A 15,488-nucleotide genomic window follows, 5' to 3' on the forward strand; every position below is an offset into this window, starting at 1 on the left:
TGTGCCCGGCCTCACATAATGATGCTCAAGGCGTATGAATCGTGTTTCAATCCCGCTGTCTGGGATTGTGGCAAGTTTCCAGTTCAGAAGCCTCAAAAATGGCCCCCAAAGGAAATGAACGTGTTCTACTTATCGGGGCGTGCGCCGGGGTGTCTCCCAGGCTGTCGCCAGCGGGACCAGTAGTCAGGCAAGGAGGATCGGGATGAACGAGGTCCTTACCGTGCCTTTGCGGGCCGTCGGCGGATTTTTCGAACTCACCGCATCGGTGGCCCGGGCGAGTTTCCGCCGGCCGTTCCAGATGCGCGAATTCATCGACCAGTCGTGGTTCGTCGCGCGGGTGTCCATCATGCCGACACTTCTGGTGGCCATACCCTTCACCGTGCTGGTCAGCTTCACGCTGAACATCCTGTTGCGCGAAATCGGCGCCGCCGACCTCAGCGGCGCCGGTGCGGCCTTCGGTGCGGTGACCCAGGTCGGTCCGATCGTCACCGTGCTCATCGTGGCCGGGGCCGGCGCCACCGCCATCTGCGCGGATCTCGGAGCTCGGACCATCCGGGAAGAGATCGACGCCATGAAGGTGCTCGGCATCGACCCCATCCACCGGCTGGTGGTACCCCGAGTGCTGGCGTCGATGTTCGTCGCGCTGCTGCTGAACAGCCTGGTGTGCACCATCGGCATCGTGGGCGGGTTCCTCTTCTCGGTCTATCTGCAGGATGTCAACCCGGGTGCGTTCGTCAACGGCATCACGCTGCTGACCCACCTGCCCGAACTGATCATCTCCGAAGTCAAAGCGGGCCTGTTCGGCCTGATCGCGGGGCTGGTCGCCTGTTATCTGGGTTTGAACGTCAAAGGTGGTCCCAAGAGTGTCGGTGATGCGGTGAACCAGACAGTGGTGTTCGCCTTCATGGCGCTGTTCGTGGTGAACGTCGTGGTCACCACCGTCGGCATCAAATTCTCGGTGCGGTGACACGATGTCCGCTTCGGTGATCATTCAATCCCGCTTCCCGAAGATCACGCGCCGTATCCGCCGCTTCTCCACCTCGCTGGACGAACTCGGCAAACAGGCCGTGTTCTACGGCAAGGCCATCGGCTCCATGCCGCGCGCGCTCACGCACTACCGCACCGAGACCGTCCGCCTCATCGCCGAGATCAGCATGGGCAGCGGTGCGCTCGCGGTGATCGGCGGCACGGTCGTGATCGTCGGCTTCCTGACGCTGTTCTCCGGTGGCACCATCGCCGTGCAGGGCTACAGCTCGCTCGGCAATATCGGCGTCGAGGCGCTGACCGGATTCTTCGCCGCCTTCCTCAACGTCCGCATCGCGGCACCGGTGATCTCCGGGATCGGCCTGGCCGCGACCATCGGCGCGGGTTCCACCGCCCAATTGGGCGCCATGCGGGTGGCCGAGGAGATCGACGCCCTGGAATCCATGGCCATTCGGCCGGTCCCGTACCTGGTCGGTACCCGCGTGCTCGCGGGCATGATCGCGATCGTGCCCCTGTACGCACTCGCGGTGATCGCCTCGTTCGTCGCGAGCCGGTTCGCCACCGTGGTGATCTACGGGCAGTCCGCCGGCGTCTACGACCACTACTTCTCCACGTTCTTGATTCCGAGCGACATTCTGTGGTCGTTCGCCCAGGCCATCTTCATGGCGTTGGCGGTGATGATGATCCATACGTATTACGGCTACAACGCGGCGGGCGGCCCGGTCGGGGTCGGTATCGCCGTGGGTAAGGCGGTGCGGTCCTCGCTGGTCGCGGTGGTCACGGTGACCCTGCTGATCTCGCTGGCCGTCTACGGCACCTCCGGCAACTTCAACCTTTCCGGATAGGCGCCATGACGGAACTGATGCGACCGAACAAGAAGACGCTCGGGGCGTCGAACGAAACCGCGGGGGGGTCGTCCCGCGGTGGCGAAGACCCCTGGGCACCCGTAGGAGCGAACCGGTGGACGGCCTTGCGCGCGACAGCCGGACTCAAACTGGCCGGTGTGGCCATGGTGCTGGCCGCGGTGGCGGCCGTGGTGGTCTCGCTGACCATGTTCTTCGGCGGTTTCACGCCGAGCGTCACCGTCACGGTCGTCTCCCCGCGTAGCGGGCTGGTGCTGGACCCCGACGCGAAGGTCAAGGTGCGCGGTGTGCAGATCGGCCGGGTCGCCGGTCTCGACCGCAACGCCGAGGGCACCAGCCTGCGGCTGGCGCTGAATCCGGACCTGCTTCATCTGGTCCCGGCCAACGCCACCGTCGATATCCGGTCGACCACGGTCTTCGGCGCCAAATACATCAACTTCGTGATCCCGCAGCAGCCCGACCTGAAATCACTGCAACCGGGCGCGCTGCTGGCGGCCGATCATGTCACCGTCGAGTTCAACACGCTGTTCCAGCATCTCAGCGATGTGCTGGCCGATGTGCAACCGGAGAAGTTGAACGCCACGATGACCGCGCTGGGCACCGCCCTGCAAGGCAGGGGCCAGACCCTGGGCGAGCTGCTCGTGAACAGTGACGCGTACCTCCGGCAGATCAACCCGATGCTGCCCACACTCCAGCGCGACCTGAACACCACGGCCGCGGTCGGCAATCTCTACGCGGACGTCTCCGGTGATCTGCTGCGCACCGCCGACAACGCGACGGCCAGCAGCCGGACGATCACCGAATCCGAATCCGATGTCGACTCCCTGCTGGCGAATCTCACCGGCCTCGCCGATACCACGGGCGCGGTGCTGCGCGATAACGAGGCGCAGATCGGTACCGCGCTGGACCTGCTCCGCCCGACCGGTGAGCTGCTGAACGGCTACAAAGACGCGCTGTTCTGCCTGATCGGCGGTAGCGCCAAGGCGCTGCCACTCGGTGAGGCGGTCTTCGGCGGCGGACAGGAAGGTGTCGCCCTGAACACGGGATTCATGTACGGGACCCCCCCTTACACCTATCCGAACGATCTGCCCAAGGTGAACGCGACCGGTGGACCCCAGTGCGGCGGCCTGCTCGACCGAGTGCCGGACAGCCATTCCAACTATGTCGTCACCGATACCTCCGAAGGTCATCCGTATACGCCGTCGACCACATTGAATCTGAACGCGCCCAAGGTTTTCGAGGTGCTGTTCGGTGGACTTCCGGGGGTGGGTCAGCCGTGAAGAACACCGCCACCACCGTCAAGCTCGCCATCTTCACACTGGTGATGACCCTGGTCTTCGCCGGTCTGGCAGTGGTTTTCTCGCAGGTGCGGTTCTCCAGCGAGACCGGATACAACGCGGTCTTCACCAGTGCGTCGGGCATGCTGCCGGGTGACAAGGTGCGGATCGCCGGGGTGCCGGTGGGGTCGATCGCCAAGGTGAAGGTCGACGACGACTATCACGCCCACGTCGAATTCGACGTCGACACCAAATATCGGGTGCTGACCAGCACCCGGGCCACGATCCGCTACGAGAACCTGGTCGGCGACCGCTACCTGGAACTGCTGGAGGGGCCCGGCGACGCCACCACCCTGCACAAGGGCGGCACCATCGGGCTGGACAAGACCGCACCCGCGCTGGATTTGGACATGCTGCTCGGCGGATTCAAACCGCTGCTGCGCGGTCTGGACCCGGGTCAGGTCAACGACCTGACCAACGCGCTGCTGCAGATCTTCCAGGGGCAGGGCGGCACACTCGTCGAACTGCTCAACAGCGGCGGGTCGTTCACCAGAACGCTGGCCGACCGGGACGCGCTCATCGGCAGTGTCATCGACAATCTGAACTCGGTGCTGAAAACGATCGACGATCGCGGCGACCAGTTCGCCACCACCATCGACGAACTGCATCGTCTGGTGAGCGGTCTGGCGGCCGACCGCGACCCGATCGGCGCCGCGCTGCCCAAGATCGCCGACGCCACCGCCGCGACCACCGACCTGCTGGCGCAGGCCCGGCCCGACCTCGCGGCCACCATCGCGCAGACCGGCCGGCTCGCCACCAATCTCGACAACGGTTCGGACACCGTGCAGTGGGTGCTCGACAAATTACCGGAGACCTATCGGAAGCTGATCCGGATCGGTTCCTACGGTTCGTTCCTGCAGCTGTACGTGTGCCGGACGAACATGCTGGTCGACGGTCCGGACGGGAAACCGTTGCTGGTCGAACTACCCGGTGAGCAGGCGACCGGAAGGTGCAGCGAGTAGATGAGAGAGCAATCACGCGCGGTGACCATCGGCATCGTCGGCTTGGTGCTGGCCGCGGCCGTCGCCTTGTCGGCCCTGCAATTCGAACGACTGCCGTTCATCCGCGGCGGCGCGACGTACACCGCGTACTTCGCCGACGCCGGCGGTCTGGTGACCGGCGACGATGTGGAGGTCGCGGGTGTCCGGTCGGGCAAGGTCGAAGACGTCAGCCTGGACGGCGCCCAGGTGCTGGTGCGGTTCAGCCTCGACGAATCGATCGTGCTCGGCGACAAGACCGCGGCCGCCATCAAGACCAATACGGTGCTGGGGCGCAAATCGTTGTCCGTGAGCCCGGACGGCGACGGCGCGCTGAAGGTCACCGACACCATCCCGCTCGCCCGCACCACCTCGCCGTACTCGCTCAACGAGGCGCTCGGCGATCTGGCCGGTACGGTGCAGGACCTGGATCTGCAGAAGGTGGACCAGACACTCGACGCGCTGTCCTCCGCCTTCGCCGACACCCCCGCGCCGCTGCGCTCGGCGCTGGACGGGGTCACCGCGCTGTCGCGGACCATCAACGCCCGCGACCAGGCGCTGTCGGATCTGCTGACCCGCGCCCAGAACGTCACCAAGATCCTGGCCGACCGGTCCGATGCCATCAACGCGCTGCTGGTGGACGGCAATCAGCTGCTCGGTGAGCTGGATCGGCGGCGCACGGCGATCCAGCAGATGATCGTCTACGTCAACGCGCTCGCCCAGCAGCTCTCCGGGTTGGTGCACGACAACGAAGCGCAGCTGAAACCGGCGCTGGACAAATTGAACTCGGTCCTGGACCTGCTCCAGCGCAATCGGGACAACATCAACGGCGCACTCGACGGCTTGGGACCGTTCTCCGCGGCGCTCGGCGAACAGGTCGGCAGCGGGCCCTACTTCAACGCCTACGTCGTCAACGCCAGCAGCGAGACGCTGCACCCGCTGGTGGACGCGCTGGTCTGGCCGCAGCATCTGCCCGAGTCGCTGCGCGCCTATATGTTCGAGCCCGGTCCCAAGATCGGTCCGTCCGTACAGGAGCCGCCGCGATGATGCGATCCTCCGCTGTGGCCTCCGCGGACGGCATGTCCTCGCTCGGAGGAGGCGCGACACTGCGAAACCCTTGGCTCCGCTGCGGGCTCCGCGGACCGCATGAACCCGCTCGGAGGAGAAGCTCATGAATACTTTGCGGGACAAGGTTCGGGCAATACCCGGGAAATGGGTGGCGATCGTCGCCGGGGTTGTCGTCGTGGCACTGGTCGCGGTCGGTGGCTACACCGCCTACCAGCGGATCAGCAAGAACGAGATCACCGCCTACTTCACCTCCACCAGTGGCCTGTACGCGGGCGACGAGGTACGCGTACTCGGCGTGCCGATCGGCCGGATCGACGCCATCGAGCCGGGCAAAGATCAGGTGAAGGTCACGATGTCGGTGGACAGCGGTGTCGACCTGCCCGCCGACGCGCGCGCGGTGATCATCGCCCCGTCGCTGGTGTCGGCCCGGTTCATCCAGATCGCCCCGGCCTATACCGGCGGCGACACACTGGGCGACGGCGCCGAGATCCCGATCGAACGCACCGCGGTGCCGGTCGAATGGGACGACATCAAGACCGAACTGAACAAGCTGTCCACCGCGCTCGGGCCGGTGGGCGACGACCCCCAGGGTTCCTTCGGCCGATTCGTCGACACCGCGGCCGACAACCTCGACGGCAACGGTGACGCGTTCCGCACCACCCTGCACGAACTCTCGGCCACCCTGACCACGCTGTCCGACGGCCGTACCGATCTGTTCGGCACCATCCGCAATCTGCAGAAATTCGTGGACGTGCTGTCCAAGAGCAACGATCAGATCGTGGAATTCGGCGGTCGGCTGGCTTCGGTGTCGGGTGTGCTGGCCGGGGTGTCGCAGGATCTGGGCGCCGGTTTGGACAACCTGGACATCGCACTCGACGATGTGCATCGTTTCCTGGACGGGAGCGGCGCCGAACTCACCGAAGGCGTGCAGCGGCTCGCCGATGTCACCCAGATCTTGGTCGACAAGCGACCGGAACTGGAGCAGGCGCTGCATTCGGGACCGACCGCGCTGGTGAACTTCTACCAGATCTACAAGCCCGCGCAGGGCACGCTCACCGGTGCGATCTCACTGAACAACTTCGCCGACCCGGTCAGCTTCATGTGCGGTTCGGTGCGTGCGCTCGAACAGCACGAGAGCGATACCAGCGCGGATCTGTGCGCCCAGTATCTCGCCCCGGTGCTCAGTTCGCTGGCGATGAACTACCTGCCCATCATGACCAACCCGGCCACGGGTGTGACGGCGTTCCCGAACCAGCTCCAGTACACGACCCCGGATCTGGCGGGCCGGGTGGACCCGCAGAAGGTCGGTCCGCCGGCCGCGCCCGCGCCCCCGGTGATCTCGGTTCCGGCCGGTGTGGCGGGGCTGGCTGTCCCGGGTGTCCAACTTCCCGGAATTCCGGGTCTGTCCGGAGGAGGACGATGATGCGCCGGCTGAAGCTGCGTGCACCGAGCGCCGCGCACCGGGTGGCGGCGGTGGCCGTCGGGCTGGCGCTGGCGCTGTCCGCGACGGGCTGCCAGTACGACGGGCTCAACTCGCTGCCGATGCCCGGTACCGAAGGCACCGGGGAGGGCTCCTTCGAGGTCCGCATCCAGATGCCGAACGTGACCACGCTGACCCGGAATTCGCCGGTGCGGGTCGACGACGTGGCGGTCGGCGCGGTAACCGATATCGAGGTCGAGGACTGGCACGCGCTCGTGACGGTTTCGCTGAACCGCGATGTGGTGCTGCCCGCCAACGCCACCGCCAAGATCGGTCAGACGAGCCTGCTGGGCAGCAACCATGTCGAACTGGCGCCACCGACCGATGTACCGCCGCAGGGGCGGCTCGTCGCGGGCGATCTCATCCCGCTGGACCGCGCCGGTGTCTACCCGACCACCGAGCAGGTGCTGTCCTCGCTGTCGGTGGTGCTCAACGGCGGCGGTATCTCGCAGCTGGAGAACATCACCCGCGAACTGAACAGCGCACTGGTCGGCAACGAGGACGAAGTACGGGATCTGATCCCGCAGATGAACGACCTGATCGGCAACCTCAACGCCCAGCGCGACGACATCATCGCCGCGATGGCGGGGCTGGACCGGGTGAGCGGCAAGTTCGTCGAGCAGACCGATGTGGTGGCCAAGGCGATCGAGGAGATCCATCCCGCGCTGACCGTACTGGCCGACCGGCGGCAGAACATCACCACCACGATCACCGAACTGGGTGACCTCAGTGATGTGGTGAACCGGCTGATCGCCGCCAGCGGTGACGATCTGAAAGCGAATCTGGCCAACCTGGCGCCGGTTCTGCAAACGCTGGCCGATACGGGATCCGATCTCACCGAATCGTTGAAGATCATCGCCTCCTTCCCCTTCCCGCTGAAGAACCTGGACCGGGCGATCAAGGGCGACTACCTGAACCTGTTCATGACCCTCGACCTCACCGGCGCCCGCCTGGACTCCAACTTCCTCACCGGCACCGGTCTCGGCGGCACATTCGGCGGCGTGGAGGTCGCACTCGGCCAGGTCGCCGGAGCGGCCGGGCAGCAGGGCAACCCGCTCGCGACCCCGCTGGCGCCGCCGCCCGGAACGCCCACCGACCAGCCGCAACCGACAATTCCCGGGCTGCCGCCGATTCCCGGCCTGCCCGCCATCCCCGGGCTGACGGTGCCGCTGCCCGGCCCGCAGCCGCAAGCGCAAGGGGGCGAGGGCCGGTGACGCTCACCCGATTCGTTCGAATCCAGCTGACGATCTTCGCGATCCTCACCGTGGTCGGCCTGACCATCATGGGCGGCACCTACGTGGGTGTGCCCGCCCTGCTCGGCATCGGCCGGTACGAGGTCACCTTGGAACTGGCCGCCACCGGCGGGCTCTACCAGAACGCCAATGTCGCCTTCCGCGGGACGAATGTCGGCGTGGTGCGCGAGGTGCGGCTCACCGACGAAGGAGTCGAGGCGAAGCTGTCGGTCGACAGCGATTACAAGATTCCCGCCGATTCCTCGGCGCTGGTCCGCAGCGTGTCGGCGATCGGCGAGCAGTACGTCGACCTCGTGCCCCCGGCGGATCCCGGTGACGCGAACCTTTATGACGGCAGCGTGATCCCGGTCGACCGCACCCAGCTGCCGCAGGATGTGGGAACACTGCTGGACCAGGCCGATCGTCTGCTGGCCAGTGTCGCGGACACCCGGCTGCGACAGGTCATCGACGAGGCCTTCCGGGCCTTCAACGGCGCCGGGCCGGATCTGCAGCGGTTCCTCGACTCCGCCTCGCTGCTCGTGCAGGAGGCCAACGACAACGTGGAACCGACCAAACAGCTGATCGAGCAGGTCGGTCCGCTGCTGGACACCCAGGTGAACTCCGACGCGGCGATCCGTTCGTGGACTCGCGACCTCGCGGTGGTGACCGACCAGCTGCGTGCGCACGATCCGGCGCTGCGCAGCATCCTCACCAACGGTCCGTCCGCGGTAGAGCGGGTGACCAGGCAGTTCGAGGATCTGCGGCCGACTCTGCCGCTGCTGCTGAACAACCTGGTGAGTCTGGGCCAGGTCGGCGTCACCTACCACTCCGGTCTGGAACAGATCCTGGTGGTCTACCCGCCGCTGATCGCCGCACTGCTCACCGCGGTGCGCGGCCCGATGGAATACGGCGCGCTGGTCGACTTCATGACGGTGCTCAACGATCCGCCGCCGTGCACCACCGGCTTCCTGCCGCCCGATCAGCGTCGTGAACCGACCGCGCTGGACACCCCGGACACCCCGAAGGGCCTCTACTGCAAGGTGCCGCAGGACGATAAGACCGCCGTCCGCGGTATCCGCAACACTCCGTGCATGGAATACCCCGGCCGCCGCGCTCCGACGCCCGAACTGTGCCGCACCGGGTACGTTCCGCTGGGCACCAACCCACCGTTCGGACCGCCGCAACCCGTCGCGCCGACCGAGCCTCCGGCGCCGGTGGCGCCGGCCGCCGCGCCCGACCCGGGGCCCGGTGTTGCGGGAGTACCCCCGGTACCTGCTAGTTTCTCGGGCGCAAGCACCCCAGCCGCCGCGCTCTCGTACGATCCGGCCAGCGGGGTCTACACCGGCACCGATGGACGCAGCTACCGTCAGGGTGATATCTCACCCGGCGGTTCGGGCACCGTACCCGCGGATTGGCAGGCAATGTTCGAGGAGCAGCAACAATGAGCGAGACCAAGGACCCCCGCCGTACCCGCAGGCGGGCCAGCCGGACGGCCGGCCCACCCCCGGCCGAGGAACTCGAGACCGGCGTCGTCGTTCCCGAGTCGGCCCAGCAGGCGGCCGATACCGCTGACCGGGTCGAGGCTCGCACCGAGAAGACGGAGGCTCCCGCCGCGAAGACGGCCGCCGCCGCGAAGACCGAGAAAAACACTGCCGCGACCGCGGAAACCACCGGGGCCGGATCCGAGCCCACGGAGACTGGCGGCCCGGCGGAAACCGTGCGATTGACCAAGCCCGGCACGGTCGGCGAGTCCGCAGCGGCGGAACCCGATGCCGACGATGCCGAGACGGACGTAGCGGAAACCGCCGAGACCCGGTCCGGCCGGTCGTGGAAGCGGATCGTCGCTGTCGCCGCCGCGGCGGTGCTGGTGATCGGGCTGGTCGGCGCCGCCGTGGTGTCGACGCTGGCTGTGCAGTCCACCCAGCAGCGCGACGAACGCCGTTCCGAATATGTGGCGACCGCGCGGCAGACCGTCCTCAACCTCACCACCATTCGCGCCGATACCGCCAAAGAGGATATCGACCGCATCCTCACCATGGCCTCCGGTGATTTCAAAACCGAGTTCGACGGCCGGATCGACCCCTTCACCGAGATCGTCAAACAAGCCAAGGTCGTCTCCACCGGCGAGGTCGTCGAGGCCGCCGTGGAACGGGACGACGAGAAGTCGGCGGTGATCCTGATCGCGGCCAAGCAGACCCTCACCAATGCGGGATCACAGGAGCAGCAGCAGCGGTTCTACCGATTCCGGGTGACCGTGCAGCGCGCCGACGACGGTACTTTGACCGCCTCGGACGTGAAGTTCGTGGCATGACCGGCACGCCGAACTCAGCACAGCCGGTCGCGCCGAGAGGACAGAAGATGAGCGTGCGCAACAAGATCCTGCTCGGCCTCACCGCGGTGGTGGTGGTCGCGGCGGCGGTGGTGGCCGGAATTGGCGGTTACCGCTACTGGGATTACCGGCAGTCGGAGCAGTCGCGCACCGATGCCGTGGCCGCGGCGACCCGAACGGTGTCCGCCATGTTCAGCTACGAATTCCAGACGGTGGACAAGGAACTGCCCAAAACCGCCGACAACCTGGCTCCGGATTTCAAGGCCGACTATCTCGAGTTGATCGATAAGGCAATCGTGCCGGGGGCCAAGGAGAAGGAACTGACGGTCAAGGCGAGCACTCAGGCCGGCGGGGTCGTCTCCGCGGACCGGGGTCATGCCGTGGTGCTGCTGTTCCTGAATCAGGTGACCACCAGCAAGGAGAGCCCGCAGGGCACCACCACGGGCAGCCGGGTGCGGGTCGCGCTGGACAAATCCGACGATCGGTGGCTCGTCGCCGCGGTCACCCCGATCTGACCTCCGGTCCCGGATTCGCGCGGCGCTCGGTCGAATCGGGTCAGTAAGACTGGCCGCGCGCGTAGCGGGCCCTTCGCAGGTGTCGGCCTCGGCCACGATTACGGCTCTTGTAGGTCGGCAGCTGCGAATCGCAGTTCGGGCATATGAGCCGCAGGTTCTCCCGCCGATTGTCGGTCGAGTCACCGTCGATGTGGTCGAGCACGAATACGAGCGATTGTCCGTGCCATTCGTTCCCGATCCCGCACATTGCGCAGCAGTTCTGCTGCGCCCGCGCGAGATAGTCACGTATGTAGTGACCTTGCTAGCTGCCCACGTCGGCCTCTCCGGTGGTCAGCCAATGCAGAGTCTTCACTGCGCGCTGCGCGGCTTGCTGGCATCTGGTCGTGCAATACAGCTTCTGGCTGCGCTTGATCAGTAGCGCGGAGCACCCCTGGCATTGCCTCATGGCCCGAAAGCTAGTCGGGTCCACCGACATGTCGGTGGACCCGAAACGGAGCCGCCTGTGGGACTCGAACCCACAACCTACGCATTACAAGTACGTTGCGCTGCCAGTTGCGCCAAGGCGGCGGAGCAGCCGGAGTTGCAGCCGCACGGCAGCCGATCATACGGTGCCGCTCCGGAGTTCGCGAAATGTAGAAACCCGGCCACCCGAGCTCCACGGTGCGTCACCCACCAGGGGTGTCGCACGAGAAGTGCGGAGCCTGCGACGGCCGGGCTCGTGGGGAGTCGGACTACTTGCGGGCCGCCTCGTCCGCCGCCATGGCGTCACGCAGGCTCTTGGGCCGCATATCGGTCCAGTTCTGCTCCACGTACTCCACACAGGCGGCACGGCTGTCCTCGCCGAAGACCACCCGCCAGCCGGCCGGTACTTCGGCGAAGGCCGGCCACAGGGAGTGCTGTTCTTCGTCGTTGACCAGAACGAAGAAGCGGCCGTCCTCGTCGTCGAACGGGTTGGTGCTCATTTCACCTCACTGGGGTGCTCGCGGGTTGGCTTCGGAACGGCGTGGGCCCGGCACGACGGCCCGGGACTGATCTCCGGCTACCGCGTCGCGAACCCAACGATGTGTCGACACTAGCAAGGTCGGCGTTACCTGTGGGCTCTCCCCTCACGAGGCGAAGAATTCCAGCAAGATCTTGTTCACGACGTCCGGACGTTCCAGGTAACCGTAATGCCCGGCATCGGGAACCTCCTGGTAGCGGCCGCCCGGGATGGCCTCGGCGACCTCCCTGGCCAGGTACGGCGGGATCATCCGGTCGTCCGCGAAACCCACGGCCAAACACGGCACACGGATACCGCGGTAGGCGTGCAGGCGGTCGAAATCGTGGTCCATCCGGCGCTGCGCCCGGATTCCCGGCGGCACCTTCCCGCCGGTGAACTCGAACAGGTCCAGCCAGTCCCGGGCGGTGTTCGTATCGGCCATGGTGGCCGGCGACAGGTTCATCACCGCGGTGAGCGCGGCCTCGTACTTCGCCGGCAGCTGCACGCCGCTGTCATCCATCTCGTGCTCACCGAGCGACAGCGTCTTCTGGAACTGGTCCAACCGGCCGTGCCCGGCGAGGAAGACCGCCTTACGCACCAGCTCGGGCCGGGCGAGGGCGAGTTCCTGCGCTACCCGCGCCCCCATCGAGGTACCGACGACGAGCGCCGGGCCCTCGTCCAGGAACTCGATCAGCGCGGCCGTATCGGCCACCATCTCATGGATCGTCATCCCGCCCGGGGCCTCATAGGTGGGAGCGATTCCCCGGTTGTCGAAGGTGCAGACCCGGTATCCGGCGGCGAGCAGGGCCGGCACCTGGTGCAGCTCCCACACCCGGCCCGGACTACCGGTGCCCATGATCAACACCACCAGCGGGCCGCCGCCTTTGACGTCGGTGCCCCGGGAACGGTCTCCCTTGACCTGATAGTTGATCGATATTCCGTTCACCGTGGCCAACGGCATGCTGCAGGCCCCTTCCTCATCGTTTCTGTTGCCAACGGTATCGCCCCCGCGGGCCCCGTTGTGTCACCGCGGCGGGAGCGACCACTTCACGGGACAGATACCATTGACATTTCACATACACGCGCACCTGCCGGGAGGACTGAGATGGCCGCGAAGAGCAGCGCCAACGGTATCGCCGACGACGAACTGGAACCCCTCGCCGACGAGACCGCTCGTCAGGCGCAGCGGGTCGTGGCCGCCTACGCCGCCGACGCCGACGAATGCCGGATGCTCCTGTCGATGCTGGGGATCAACCCCGGAGCTCGCACCGAATAAGCTGTGTCCGTATCCACATGACCGGGCGCCCCGCGTGGTCACGCAAGCTACCGCCTCTGGGCGCCGGTCGTGCGGCTGTCGGCGCCAACGGCGACGTCGGCGGATCCACACAACTACATGGCGTGCCAGCGCCCCGCAAAGGATGCGTGAGTGGACCAGATGATCGATCAGCCGTCCAGTGATTCCACCTCCGAGGATGAAACCGCCGTGTCCGCGGGTCTGCCCGCCGGCCGAAATGGTTCCGGGCCGGGCGCCAGTCCGATCGACCCCGCCGAAGCAGTACCCGAGGCGGTGGACGCGGAGCCGCTGCGCGAACTCGGAGCCGGCTCCGGTTTCGTCGTCGTCGCCAACCGGCTGCCCGTCGACCTGGAGAAACTGCCCGACGGCAGCACTCGCTGGAAGCGCAGCCCGGGCGGTCTGGTAACCGCGTTGGAGCCGGTGCTGCGCAGCAACAGGGGCGCCTGGGTGGGGTGGGCCGGTGTGCCCGACGTCGACGTCGAACCGATCGTCGAAGACGGGCTGGAACTCTTCCCGGTGCCGCTGTCGGCGCGGGAAGTCGCCGATTACTACGAGGGGTTCTCCAACGCCACCCTGTGGCCGCTCTACCACGACGTGATCGTCCGCCCGGAGTACAACCGGGCCTGGTGGTCGGCCTACGTGCAGGTGAACCGGCGATTCGCCGAAGAAACCGCGAAGGTCGCGGCCGAGGGCGCCACCGTATGGGTGCAGGACTATCAACTGCAGCTGGTGCCGAAGATGCTGCGGATGCTGCGCCCCGACCTCACCATCGGGTTCTTCCTGCACATCCCGTTCCCGCCGGTGGAACTGTTCATGCAGATGCCGTGGCGCACCGAGATCGTGGAAGGCCTGCTCGGCGCCGACCTGATCGGTTTCCACCTCCCCGGCGGCGCCCAGAACTTCCTGTACCTGGCGCGGCGCCTGGCCGGCCAGCCGACCTCCCGCGGCACCATCGGGGTCCGGTCGAAAATGGGCGTTGTGCAGGTCGGGTTCCGAACGGTCCGGGTGGGCGCCTTCCCGATCTCCATCGACTCGGCCGGCCTCGACGAACACTCGCGACGGCGTTCGGTGCGCGAACGCGCCGCCCGAATCCGCGCCGAACTCGGCAGCCCCAAGAACATCCTGCTCGGCGTCGACCGCCTCGACTACACCAAGGGCATCGACATCAGGCTCAACGCGCTCGAAGAACTCCTGGCCGAGGGCCGGGTCGACCCGGCGGAAACGGTGATGGTGCAGCTGGCCACCCCCAGCCGGGAGCGCGTGGAGAGTTATATCCAGATGCGCGGTGATATCGAACGGCAGGTGGGCCGGATCAACGGCGAGTTCGCCCGGGTCGGGTACCCGGTGGTGCACTATCTGCACCGGCCGATCGCGCGCGAGGAACTCATCTCGTTCTTCGTCGCGGCCGACGTCATGCTGGTGACCCCGTTGCGTGACGGAATGAATCTGGTCGCCAAGGAATACGTGGCCTGCCACAGCGGACTCAACGGCACCCTGGTGCTCAGCGAGTTCACCGGCGCGGCGGCCGAACTACGCCAGTCCTACCTGTGCAACCCCCACGACCTGGACAGTGTGAAAGACGCCATCGTCGACGCGCTGACCGACGACCGTGAAACCCGCCGCCGCCGGATGCGGTCGCTGCGCCGGCAGGTCCTGGCCCACGATGTGGATCGCTGGGCCCGGGCGTTCCTCGACGCGCTGGCACAGGGCCAGGTTGCGGGCAAGGCGCTGATGGCGGAAGGGTCCCAGGACTATCGGGACTGACCGGCGGCCCGGTACCGGACTTTCCCAGTTCGACCGGCCACCGACCAACGAACGGTCGCACCGAAGAGTCGTGAACCTACCCGCGCTGGCCAAGGAGCATGTCCGCCCGCACCTCTCGCCCCGTCCGGATGGTCCACCTCCGAGGTCGGGGCCCGCCCCGGTTCTGGAGCGACGAAGCGCGCGGCCGGCCTGCGGTTGAAGGCCCGGATCGCCCACGCCTTCGTCCCGCGCTCTGATCGTTTCTGCCGGATGGTCGGCTCCCATGGCCGAGGCCCGCCCCGGTTCTGGAGCGACTGATCGCGTGTGCACCGCCGTCCATAGATCGGCGACCATCGAGCACTGACAGGGTCGTGAACCTACCCACGCAGGCCAAAAAGCACGTCCGCCCCCACCTCTCGCCCCGGCCGGATGGTCCACCTCCGAGGTCGGGGCCCGCCCCGGTTCTGGAGCGACGAAGCGAAGGAGCGCAGCGACTGAGCGTAGGAGTGAAGAACCGGGGTTGACGAGGGCCCCGACCCGCGACGCCGAAGGCGGCGCAAATAAACACAGACCTTCGCGAGTGAGCCGACCTCTCGCTTCGTGATCATCCACTTCTTGCCGGGGTCGTGCCCCCGGCCCGTGCCCCGGCCGCCCACGGGAGCGCGGCGCACATTCAACACAGCTGGT

14 protein-coding genes, 1 tRNA gene and 1 pseudogene are annotated in these 15,488 nt (G+C 66.8%); 12 read left to right on the plus strand and 4 right to left on the minus strand.

The window, feature by feature from the left end; all coding sequences use genetic code 11:
- Window positions 1-202: 202 nt before the first annotated feature.
- The 10 genes from OG804_RS24970 (at window position 203) to OG804_RS25015 (ending at window position 10,785) form a co-directional block, all read left to right on the plus strand.
- The gene (locus OG804_RS24970; protein WP_328390447.1) at window positions 203-967 is read left to right on the plus strand and encodes an MlaE family ABC transporter permease; all 765 of its coding nucleotides are present in this window, start codon (window positions 203-205) and stop codon (window positions 965-967) included.
- 4 nt (window positions 968-971) lie between these two features.
- Complete coding sequence (locus tag OG804_RS24975; RefSeq protein WP_328390449.1) at window positions 972-1,829, plus strand: MlaE family ABC transporter permease; 858 nt, start codon at window positions 972-974, stop codon at window positions 1,827-1,829.
- Window positions 1,830-1,834: 5 nt separating this feature from the next.
- Window positions 1,835-3,127 (plus strand): MCE family protein, encoded by a 1,293-nt coding sequence (locus OG804_RS24980; protein ID WP_328390451.1) that lies wholly within the window; start codon window positions 1,835-1,837, stop codon window positions 3,125-3,127.
- On the plus strand, window positions 3,124-4,146 hold the full coding sequence (locus tag OG804_RS24985) for an MCE family protein (protein ID WP_328390453.1): 1,023 nt from the start codon (window positions 3,124-3,126) through the stop codon (window positions 4,144-4,146). The genes OG804_RS24980 and OG804_RS24985 overlap by 4 nt, the downstream gene beginning before the upstream one ends.
- Window positions 4,147-5,208, plus strand: a complete 1,062-nt coding sequence (locus OG804_RS24990) for an MCE family protein (protein WP_328390455.1) — start codon at window positions 4,147-4,149, stop codon at window positions 5,206-5,208.
- A gap of 124 nt (window positions 5,209-5,332) precedes the next feature.
- The gene (locus OG804_RS24995; RefSeq protein ID WP_328390457.1) at window positions 5,333-6,652 is read left to right on the plus strand and encodes an MCE family protein; all 1,320 of its coding nucleotides are present in this window, start codon (window positions 5,333-5,335) and stop codon (window positions 6,650-6,652) included.
- A complete protein-coding gene (locus OG804_RS25000; protein WP_328390459.1) occupies window positions 6,649-7,923 on the plus strand; it encodes an MCE family protein in 1,275 nt (424 codons plus the stop codon). The genes OG804_RS24995 and OG804_RS25000 overlap by 4 nt, the downstream gene beginning before the upstream one ends.
- Window positions 7,920-9,386, plus strand: coding sequence for an MlaD family protein (locus OG804_RS25005; RefSeq protein ID WP_328390461.1), 1,467 nt, complete (start codon window positions 7,920-7,922; stop codon window positions 9,384-9,386). Before OG804_RS25000 ends, OG804_RS25005 begins: the two co-directional genes overlap by 4 nt.
- Window positions 9,383-10,252, plus strand: coding sequence for a hypothetical protein (locus OG804_RS25010; protein ID WP_328390463.1), 870 nt, complete (start codon window positions 9,383-9,385; stop codon window positions 10,250-10,252). Before OG804_RS25005 ends, OG804_RS25010 begins: the two co-directional genes overlap by 4 nt.
- Window positions 10,253-10,299: 47 nt before the next feature.
- Window positions 10,300-10,785 (plus strand): h domain protein, encoded by a 486-nt coding sequence (locus tag OG804_RS25015; RefSeq protein WP_328390465.1) that lies wholly within the window; start codon window positions 10,300-10,302, stop codon window positions 10,783-10,785.
- A gap of 40 nt (window positions 10,786-10,825) precedes the next feature.
- On the opposite strand, the pseudogene OG804_RS25020 reads toward OG804_RS25015, so the two are convergent.
- From OG804_RS25020 to OG804_RS25035, 4 genes and pseudogenes are all read right to left on the minus strand, one after another.
- Window positions 10,826-11,230 (minus strand): annotated as a pseudogene (locus OG804_RS25020) (HNH endonuclease).
- Between the two features lie 49 nt (window positions 11,231-11,279).
- Window positions 11,280-11,352: transfer RNA gene (locus tag OG804_RS25025), tRNA-Thr, on the minus strand.
- Between the two features lie 164 nt (window positions 11,353-11,516).
- Window positions 11,517-11,747 carry an MbtH family protein gene (locus tag OG804_RS25030; protein WP_030522889.1) on the minus strand — a complete coding sequence of 77 codons (231 nt, stop codon included), beginning with the start codon at window positions 11,745-11,747 and terminating at the stop codon, window positions 11,517-11,519.
- A 144-nt stretch (window positions 11,748-11,891) separates the two neighbouring features.
- The gene (locus tag OG804_RS25035; protein ID WP_328390468.1) at window positions 11,892-12,725 is read right to left on the minus strand and encodes an alpha/beta fold hydrolase; all 834 of its coding nucleotides are present in this window, start codon (window positions 12,723-12,725) and stop codon (window positions 11,892-11,894) included.
- 144 nt (window positions 12,726-12,869) lie between these two features.
- Between OG804_RS25035 and OG804_RS25040 the strand changes: the two genes are divergently transcribed.
- Window positions 12,870-13,040, plus strand: coding sequence for a hypothetical protein (locus OG804_RS25040; RefSeq protein ID WP_328390470.1), 171 nt, complete (start codon window positions 12,870-12,872; stop codon window positions 13,038-13,040).
- Between the two features lie 159 nt (window positions 13,041-13,199).
- Window positions 13,200-14,822 carry an alpha,alpha-trehalose-phosphate synthase (UDP-forming) gene (locus OG804_RS25045; RefSeq protein ID WP_328398725.1) on the plus strand — a complete coding sequence of 541 codons (1,623 nt, stop codon included), beginning with the start codon at window positions 13,200-13,202 and terminating at the stop codon, window positions 14,820-14,822.
- Window positions 14,823-15,488: the final 666 nt, after the last annotated feature.

This window comes from Nocardia sp. NBC_00416, assembly GCF_036032445.1.
GTDB lineage: Bacteria > Actinomycetota > Actinomycetes > Mycobacteriales > Mycobacteriaceae > Nocardia.